The sequence below is a fragment of the Microbacterium sp. genome (assembly GCF_031988965.1).
GTDB lineage: Bacteria > Actinomycetota > Actinomycetes > Actinomycetales > Microbacteriaceae > Microbacterium.
Genome location: NZ_DALZXX010000076.1, coordinates 6,450 through 14,153, shown reverse-complemented (window position 1 = coordinate 14,153; position 7,704 = coordinate 6,450). Strand labels below are relative to the sequence as shown.

Genomic DNA, 7,704 nt, shown 5'->3' with positions numbered 1-7,704 from the left:
GGCGCCGGGCGCCAGGGCGCGGGCGATCGCGACGCGCTGCCGCTGTCCGCCCGACAGCTCGTGCGGCCGCCGCGCCGCCACCTCCGCCGCGGGGTGCAGGTTCACCCGCTCGAGCATCGAGACGACCTTGTCGTGCACGGCCCGCGCGTTGCGATCGGGGTGATGGATGCGGATGGGCCGGGCGACGTGGTGCTCGATCGTGTGGAACGGGTTGAGCGAGGCGAACGGGTCCTGGAAGACCATCTGCACGTGCCGGCGGTAGAGCGCACGCGGCACCGGGGTGCCGTCGTCCCTGGTCACCTCGATGAGTCCCCCCGTCGGCTTCTCGAGACGAGAGAGGATGCGCGCGATCGTCGACTTGCCCGACCCCGACTCGCCCACGAGGGCGACCGTGCGCCCGGGGACCAGTTCGAACGAGACCCCGTCGACCGCGCGGAATGCGCTGCGGCGGAGCCCCTTCTTGATCGTGTAGTCCTTCGTCAGCTCGGACACGCGGATCGTGGTCATCGGTAGTCCCCCTGTCCTTCGTCGTCGCCGGTTCGGATGAATGCTCCACGCGATCCGCTCAGACTCGGGAACGACGACAGCAGCTGTCGCGTGTACTCGTGCTCGGGTTCGCGGTAGATGCGCTCCGCGGTGCCGAGCTCGACGATCTCGCCGCGCAGCATGATCGCGATGCGGTCGCTGATCTCCAGCAGCAGCGGAAGGTCGTGCGTGATGAAGATGACGGCGAAGTCGAGCTCGTCGCGCAACCGCACGATCTCGCGCAGGATGTCGCGCTGCACCACGACGTCGAGTGCCGTGGTCGGCTCGTCCATGATCATGACCTGGGGCTCGAGCAGCATCGCCATCGCGATCATCACGCGCTGGCGCATTCCGCCCGACAGCTCGTGCGGATACGACTGCAGCCGCGCACGATCGACGCCGACGCGTTCGAGCACGTCGCCCGCCCGCTCGACGCGCTGCCGCTTCGACAGCTCGGGCCGGTGGGTCAGCAGCACGTCGCACAGCTGCGCCTTGATCGTCGTGACGGGATTGAGCGCGTTCATCGCACCCTGGAAGACCATCGACAGCTTGGTCCAGCGGAAGGCCCGGAGCTCGTCGTCCTCCAGGGCCATCAGGTCGAGGTCCGACCCGTCCCGGTCGTGGAACGTGATGGTTCCCGACGCGATGCGTGCCGGCGGCTTGTGCAGCCGGTTGATCGCATAGGCGAGCGTCGTCTTTCCGCATCCGGATTCCCCCGCGAGTCCGAGGATCTCACCGGGAGCGAGCGTCAGACTCGCGTTCTTCACCGCCGTGACCGGGGTCTCGACCTCGTAGACGACCGAGAGGTCGTCGATGCTGATGACGGCGTCGCGCTCGGAGCGGCGAGGGGGAGCTTCGGTGAGGGTCATGCCAGGGCCTTTCTCTCGCGGTTCTCGCGCGCGGCGAGGGCGCGCTCTTCGCGGGCCGCGATTTTCGCGCGGCGACGGTGCAGCCGCACGTTCTTGAGCTTGGGGTTGATGATCTCGTCGATCGAGAAGTTGACGAGCGACAGCCCCATGCCGAACAGGGCGATGATGAGCCCCGGCGGCACGAACCACCACCAGGCACCGAGCGACAGGGCGAAGCCGTTCTGCGCGTAGAACAGCATGGTGCCCAGGGTCGACGAGTTCGAGGCGCCGAGACCGAGGAACGAGAGCCCCGCCTCTCCGAGGATCGCCGCGATGACCGCGAACACGAACTGCGAGGCGAGCACGGGGAGCAGATTCGGCAGGATCTCGACGGCGATCACGCGCCCGGCCTTCTCGCCCGCGACCCGGGATGCCGCGACGTAGTCGCGGTTGCGGATCGAGAGCGTCTGCGCACGGAGCACACGGCTGGACGCCGCCCACCCCGTGATCGCGAGAACGACCGCGATGGTCCACAGACCACGCTGCTCCTGCGGGACGAAGCCCGAGATCACGATCACGAGCGGCAGACCCGGGATCACGAGGAACACGTTCGAGAACAGCGAGAAGGCCTCGTCGGCGAAGCCGCCGATGTACGCGCCCAGGATGCCGAAGAACGCCGAGAGCAGCGTCGCCAGCACGCCGACGATCAGGCCGATCTGCAGAGATCCGGCCGTCGCGTAGGCGAGCTGCGCGAACACGTCCTGCCCGGTCTGCGTGGTTCCGAGGATGTGCTCCGCACTCGGCGGCTGCAGCCCCGTGTCACGGATGGTCGTCGGGTCCTGCACGAAGAACGGGCCGATGACGCCGAAAAGGGTGATGCCGCCGATCAGGATCAGGCCGAAGGCGAGCCACGGCGTCATCGTCGGGAGCATCATCCGCCAGGCGGAGCGCGGCGGCTTGCCCCGCTCCGCTCGGGCGGTCGCGAGGGTCATCGTCGAGTCGGCGACGGTGGGCTCGGTCCGAGGTGAGAGGTTCGTCATGCGCCGAATCCTTCCGAGGGGTGAAGCGTGGATGCGGGATCCGCGGTCGTCGTCGCGCGGCTCATGCGTTCACCCGGGTGCGCGGATCGATGAGGCCGTAGAACAGGTCGACGATCAGGTTGGCGCCGAGCACGGCGAGGGTGATGAACAGGAACAGGCCCTGCATCAGTGCGTAGTCGTTGTTGGTGACGGCCGAGAGCAGCTTCGATCCGATGCCCGGGTACGAGAACACCTGCTCGGTGACGATGGACCCCGACACGACGAAGCCGAGCGAGATCGCGAACCCGGCGATCGACGGCAGCACCGCGTTGCGGGCCGCGTAGCTGCGCAGGATGCGGCCGGGTGTGAGCCCCTTCGCCTGCGCCGTCACGATGTAGTCCTCCGACAGCGTCGACACCATCATGTTGCGCATGCCGAGCAGCCAGCCGCCCACCGACGCGATGACGATCGTGAGCGCGGGAAGGAACCCGTACTGGATCGCGGAGGCGATGAACTCCCAGCTGAACCCGGGATCGAGCACGACGTCGTATCCGCCCTGCGACGGGAACATCTTGAGCGTCGAGGCGAAGAAGTAGACCAGGATCAGCGCCAGCCAGAAGTACGGCACGGCGGCGAGCAGGGTGGTGGCCGGCACCAGCGAGTCCAGCCAGGTGCCCGGCTTCCACCCCACGATCGCGCCGAGGGTGACACCGATCACGGCGGCGAGCACGGTCGCCACCCCGACGAGGACGATCGTCCACGGCAGCGAGGTGCTGATCACCTCGGTCACGGGTGTCGGGAAGTAGCTCACCGAGACGCCCAGGTCGCCGCGGAAGACGTTGACCAGGTAGTTCCAGTACTGCAGGAGCAGCGGCTGGTCGGAGTCGCCGCCGAGAAGGAGCTCGTAGGCCTCGCGGGTCGCGGGGGTGACGATGCCACCCCGCTGCTGCAGCTTCGCGAGCAGGATGTCGACCGGATTTCCGGGCAGCAGCCTGGGGATGAGGAAGTTCAGGGTCAGCGCGGCCCAGAGGGCCACGAGGTAGAACCCCAGCTTGCGTACGACGTAGTTCACGGCGTCCGTCCTCCGTCCCGGCCCACGGGATCCTTCGCGGCGGCGATCACTCTCACTCCCCCGTCGGCGTCAGCGACTTGAAGATCTGCGCGTTGTCCGGCGACGCCCAGATCGCCGGGAAGGCGTAGAGGTCGTCGAGCGTCGGCCAGCCCGTGAACTTGTCGGCGTGGAACTCGCTCGTCGTGCCGCCGGTCAGCACCGGGATGTACGGCATCGACGTGACGATCTCGGCCTGGATGATGTCGAACTGCGCCTGGCGTGCGGCGGTGTCGGCCGGGTCGGTCGCCTTGAGCACGGCGAGCGCGGCGTCGACCTCGGGATCGCTGAAGCGCGCGACGTTCTGCGGGGCGACCTCGCCGACCGGGGCCGTGAACTCGGTGTTGAAGTACTTGTCGTAGAGGAAGTAGGGGTCGGATGCCGCGCCCTGCCCGAGCGAGTCGATCGCCAGCTGGTAGGTGCCCTTGCCCTTCTTGTCGGTCCACTCGTTCCACGACGACTGCGAGACCTTCAGCTCGATGCCCGCGGCCTTGAGCTGCTGGGCCATCGTGTCGATGGCCGTGATGTAGTCGGTCCACCCGGTCACGACCTCGACGGTCAGCGCGAGCGACTCGCCGTCGCGGGCGTAGATGCCGTCTGCCCCCTTCGCCCAGCCGGCGGCCTCGAGGATCTCGGCGGCCGCCTCGGCGTCCGGCGTGCCCGGCGCGACGGGCTCGGTCACCGCGGCCGAGATCAGGTCCTTCTGCGTGGTGGTGAGCGCGAACGTCGGCGAGATCTCGCTGGCGGTGTTCTGGAAGGCCAGCGAGTTGATCTGGTCGCGGTTCAGCGCCGCGTAGACCGCCTGTCGCACAGCGGGGTCGGTCTGCGGCCCCGTGCAGCCGAGCTCGGCGCTCGAGCAGGTGAGCAGGGCCACCTGGTTCTGCGGGATCGTGATCGCGTCGTAGCCCGGGTAGGTCGTCGACACGTTCTGGATGTCGGGAACGGGGCCGGTCTGCCAGTCGATCGTGCCGGCCTTCAGCGCGTCGGCACCCGCGGTGTTGCCCGACAGCGACAGATATCGCACGGCCTTCACCGCGGGCTCGCCGTCCCAGTAGTCCGGGTTCGACTCGAGCGTGAACGCCTGGGGCTTGAAGTTGCCCAGCGTGTACGGTCCGGTGCCGACCGGCTCGGCCATGACGTCGGTGGTGGGGTCGATCCCCGACCAGATGTGCTCGGGCACGATCGGCGTGCGGCCGAGGATCGTCGGGCCGCTCACGAACGCCGGGTAGTCCCAGGTGAACACGACCTGGGTGTCGTCGACGGCCTCGACCGTGCCGTCGAATCCGCCGTTGTTCAGCGAGGGCGTGTCGAGCATCATCTGGAACGTGTAGGCCACGTCCTTCGCGGTGAAGGCCTCGCCGTCTGACCAGGTGACGCCGTCGCGGATCGCCACGGTCAGCTGCGTGCCGTCGTCGTTCCACGTGTACTCGGTGCCGAGCAGCGGCACGTAGGGGTCGTTGTTCACGTTCGTGACGAAGAAGAGCGATTCGTAGATCGTGCCGATGCCGCCGATCTGCGAGGGCGAGTACGGGTTGAAGTTGATCTGGTAGTCGCCGGACTGGCCGGTGTAGGCGACGAGGGTGTCGGCACTCGACGACGAGGACGATCCCCCTCCCGCGGGCGCGCATCCCGACAGCAGGACTGCGGCGGTGGCGGCGGCCGCGGCGCCCGCGATCCAGAGCCGCGCGGACGGTCGTACGTGGTGCTTTCTGCGGAACATCGTTGGTCCTTTCTCAGGCGCGTCCGCTGAGAGCTGTCGGCGCCGACTGTGTGGTGGTGATCGAGGAATCTCACCTTCCGGCCCCATTGTTACTTAGCTAAACTATGTCCGTCAAGCGTTTTCCGAGAAGCTCTCCGAACGCACTCAGCCGCGAAAGGGCACCATGACCGACCTCGCACTTCCTCCCGCGCACAGCGACGATGCTGCGCGCCACGACCGCACCGACGCGCTGCGTCTCGACAGCACCGACGCTGCGCGATTCACCCATCTGCGTCGCGATGGGGTCTCCCTGCTCGTCGAGAACTCCGCCGGCGATGCGTCGGATGCCGCGACCGCCGCCCTGCCTCAGGTGCTGTTCTGGGGCGCCGACCTCGGGTCCCCGACGGCCGACGAGCTCGTCGATCTCGCCACGGCGGTCAGCCGTCAGCATTCGTCGGGAGATCTCGACGCCGCCTGGCAGGCCTCGATCCTGCCGATGGACCGTGACGGATGGGCCGGCCGCCCGGGGCTCGCCGTCTCCCGTCGCGGATTCCCCGTGCATCCCCGATGGGATCGGGTCGAGTGCATCGCCGACGACGAGGGGCACGTGCTCTCGATCGTCGCCGACGACACCCGCAACGGCATGCGGCTCGAGTCGACCATCGCGATGCAGGTCGGCGGAGTCGTCACGGTGGAGCACTCCCTGACCTCGACCGCGCCCGACGAGCACGACGACAACGGCGGCTCCACCGGCGCCCTCTCCGTCGGCTGGCTCGAGGCGACGCTTCCCACCCCCAAGGCCGTCGACCACCTGACCTCGTTCTCGGGCCGGTGGACCCGCGAGAAGGCGCCGCACACGAGCGCCGTCCCGCGCGGTTCGACCGTGCGGCAGACGCGGCGAGGCCGGGGTGGGCACGACTCCCCGATGCTCTACCTCGTGTCGATCGACGCTCCCCGCGACCGTGCCGGCGAGCTCTGGGGCGTGCACCTGGGCTGGAGCGCCGACGTCACCTACCGCAACGATCGACTGCCCGATTCGGTCGACGTCCTGGGTGCGGGCGAGCTCCTGCGCACGGGCGAGGTCACCCTGCGACAGGGCGAGACCTACACGACCCCCACCGCATACTTCGCCTGGTCGGGTGCCGGCCTCGACGGTCTGTCCGAGCGATTCCACCGGTACCAGCGCGCCCGCCCTCAGCATCCGATCCGTCCGCGCCCGCTCGTGCTGAACACCTGGGAGGCCGTGTACTTCGATCACGATCCGGCGTTCCTGCAGACGCTCGCCGACCTCGCGGCACACGTCGGCGTCGAGCGCTTCGTGCTCGACGACGGCTGGTTCCTCGGTCGTCGCCATGACCGCAGCGGCCTCGGGGACTGGATCGTCGACCGCGCGGTCTGGCCCGACGGGCTCGCCCCGCTCGCCGACCACGTGCACGATCTCGGCATGGAGTTCGGCCTCTGGTTCGAGCCCGAGATGATCAACCTCGATTCCGACCTCGCCCGCGAGCATCCCGACTGGCTGCTGCATCCCGCCGATCACCTCCCGACCCCGGCGCGACTGTCGTGGCGGTCGCAGTACGTGCTCGACATCGCGCGGCCCGAGGTCTACGACCACATCTTCGGGCGCATCGACGCGCTGGTGACGGAACTCGGCATCGACTTCATCAAGTGGGATCACAACCGCGATCTGGTCGAGGCGGAGCACGCGGGCGCACCGGGCACACACGCTCAGACCCTCGCGACGTACCGCATGATCGCCGAGCTCAAGTCCCGGCATCCGGGGCTCGAGATCGAGTCGTGCTCGTCCGGCGGCGCCCGCAGTGACCTCGGCGTCCTGAGCGTCGCCGACCGCGTGTGGGCGAGCGACTCGAACGATCCGATCGAGCGTCAGGACATCCAGCGCTGGACCCAGCTGCTGCTCGCTCCCGAGCTGGTGGGAGGACACGTCGGCCCGACGACCGCGCACTCCTCGGGGCGCACGACGTCGCTCGCGTTCCGCCTCGCGACGAGCCTGATGGGATCCGCAGGATTCGAGTGGAACATCGCCGAGTGCACCCCCGACGAGGTCGAGGTCCTGCGTCGGTGGGCGGCGCTCTACAAGGAGCTCCGCACGACGATCCACACCGGTACCGCCGTGCACGCCGACGTCCGCGACCCTGCGCTTCGGGTCGTCGGCGCCGTGAGCGTCGACCGTGCCGAGGCCGTGTTCACGATCGCGAGCGTCGCCACGCTCGAGGATTCGCTGCCCGAGCGCATCCGCCTGCACGGACTCGACCCCGACGCTCGGTACCGCCTCAGGGTCCGCGACGAGATCGGCGCGGCGCCGCACGGCTTCGCGACGCCCGAGTGGTTGAAGTCCGGGGGCGTGACCCTGTCGGGGGCCGTGCTCGGCACGGTCGGGGTGCAGATCCCCCCGTTCTGGCCCGCGCAGGCTGTCGTCCTGCACCTCGTGCGCGCGTGACACCCACCCCGGACGCATGAGAATCGCCCGGCCGATCGCTCGTC

Annotated in this window: 6 protein-coding genes; 1 reads left to right on the top strand and 5 read right to left on the bottom strand. The window is 68.8% G+C overall.

Features of this window, described 5'->3' with window-relative positions; all coding sequences use genetic code 11:
- The 5 genes from RTM68_RS12315 to RTM68_RS12295 form a co-directional block, all read right to left on the bottom strand.
- Positions 1–507: ATP-binding cassette domain-containing protein (locus RTM68_RS12315; RefSeq protein ID WP_312171294.1), on the bottom strand; the 507-nt coding region annotated here is incomplete at its 3' end.
- Positions 504–1,394, bottom strand: a complete 891-nt coding sequence (locus RTM68_RS12310; protein ID WP_312171291.1) for an ABC transporter ATP-binding protein — start codon at positions 1,392–1,394, stop codon at positions 504–506. The genes RTM68_RS12315 and RTM68_RS12310, both read right to left, overlap by 4 nt.
- Positions 1,391–2,413 carry an ABC transporter permease gene (locus tag RTM68_RS12305; RefSeq protein ID WP_194762652.1) on the bottom strand — a complete coding sequence of 341 codons (1,023 nt, stop codon included), beginning with the start codon at positions 2,411–2,413 and terminating at the stop codon, positions 1,391–1,393. The genes RTM68_RS12310 and RTM68_RS12305 overlap by 4 nt, the downstream gene beginning before the upstream one ends.
- A 61-nt stretch (positions 2,414–2,474) precedes the next feature.
- Entirely contained in the window at positions 2,475–3,464 is a 990-nt protein-coding gene (locus RTM68_RS12300; protein WP_194762651.1) for an ABC transporter permease, read from the bottom strand.
- A gap of 52 nt (positions 3,465–3,516) precedes the next feature.
- Entirely contained in the window at positions 3,517–5,220 is a 1,704-nt protein-coding gene (locus RTM68_RS12295; protein WP_312171288.1) for an ABC transporter substrate-binding protein, read from the bottom strand.
- Between the two features lie 163 nt (positions 5,221–5,383).
- Between RTM68_RS12295 and RTM68_RS12290 the strand changes: the two genes are divergently transcribed.
- Positions 5,384–7,660, top strand: a complete 2,277-nt coding sequence (locus RTM68_RS12290) for an alpha-galactosidase (protein ID WP_312171286.1) — start codon at positions 5,384–5,386, stop codon at positions 7,658–7,660.
- Positions 7,661–7,704: the final 44 nt, after the last annotated feature.

What these genes read in the sequence shown, in the direction of transcription:
- RTM68_RS12310 (WP_312171291.1), bottom strand. Translation starts at nt 1,394, where the DNA reads ATGACCCTCACCGAAGCTCCCCCTCGCCGCTCCGAGCGCGACGCCGTC.
- RTM68_RS12305 (WP_194762652.1), bottom strand. Translation starts at nt 2,413, where the DNA reads ATGACGAACCTCTCACCTCGGACCGAGCCCACCGTCGCCGACTCGACG.
- RTM68_RS12295 (WP_312171288.1), bottom strand. Translation starts at nt 5,220, where the DNA reads ATGTTCCGCAGAAAGCACCACGTACGACCGTCCGCGCGGCTCTGGATC.
- RTM68_RS12290 (WP_312171286.1), top strand. Translation starts at nt 5,384, where the DNA reads ATGACCGACCTCGCACTTCCTCCCGCGCACAGCGACGATGCTGCGCGC.